This window comes from Streptomyces millisiae (genome assembly GCF_031845425.1).
GTDB lineage: Bacteria > Actinomycetota > Actinomycetes > Streptomycetales > Streptomycetaceae > Streptomyces > Streptomyces millisiae.
Genome location: NZ_JAVREM010000386.1, coordinates 1 through 410 on the forward strand (window position 1 = coordinate 1; position 410 = coordinate 410).

1 protein-coding gene is annotated in these 410 nt (G+C 65.6%); it reads left to right on the forward strand.

The window, feature by feature from the left end; all coding sequences use genetic code 11:
• Positions 1-35 precede the first annotated feature (35 nt).
• On the forward strand, positions 36-410 hold a 375-nt coding region (locus RNC47_RS37210), incomplete at its 3' end, for a SidA/IucD/PvdA family monooxygenase (protein WP_449657372.1).

The window sequence follows — 410 nt, forward strand, 5'->3', positions numbered from 1 at the left end:
GCCACGGCCCCGGGAGCACGCCCCGCGCGCTGTTCCTGGAACGCAAGGAGAGTTTCGGCTGGCACCGCGGAATGCTGCTGGACGACGCCACCATGCAGGTTTCCTTCCTCAAGGATCTGGTGACCCTGAGGAATCCCACGAGCCGTCTGAGCTTCGTCTCGTATTTGCATGCCCGGGAACGCCTGGTGGATTTCATCAACCACAAGGTGCTCTATCCGAGCCGTGCCGAGTTCCATGACTACCTGGAATGGTGCGCGGCCCAGGTCGAGGACCTGGTGCGCTACGGGACCGAGGTCACCGAGGTGCGTCCGGTCACCGTGGACGGGGTGACCGAGCTCCTCGAGATCGTCGGACACGCCCCGGGGACCGACGGGGAGACGGTGCTGTGCCGCACCCGGAACCTGGTCGTC